Origin of the sequence: Staphylococcus sp. EG-SA-17 (assembly GCF_017151845.1) — a bacterium.
GTDB lineage: Bacteria > Bacillota > Bacilli > Staphylococcales > Staphylococcaceae > Staphylococcus > Staphylococcus aureus.
Genome location: NZ_JACVZO010000193.1, coordinates 1 through 227, shown reverse-complemented (window position 1 = coordinate 227; position 227 = coordinate 1). Strand labels below are relative to the sequence as shown.

Annotated in this window: 1 protein-coding gene; it reads left to right on the top strand. The window is 39.6% G+C overall.

All coding sequences use genetic code 11. The features are described 5' to 3' along the window. Nucleotides 1–153: 153 nt before the first annotated feature. A partial coding sequence (locus IDG65_RS15010; protein ID WP_241012755.1) for a hypothetical protein occupies nt 154–227 on the top strand: 74 nt, incomplete at its 3' end.

Here is a 227-nt window from a genome sequence, read left to right as displayed (position 1 = left end):
CAGACAATGCAAGTTGGGGTGTGGGCCCCAACAAAGAGAAATTGGATTCCCAATTTCCACAGACAATGCAAGTTGGGGTGGGACGACGAAATAAATTTTTCGAAAATATCATTTCTGTCCCACTCCCTAAAAATACATCTAAAGGAGTGTCGTATGAATCGGCAGGTTATAGAATTTTCTAAGTATAATCCTTCGGGGAATATGACGATACTTGTTCATTCAAAACA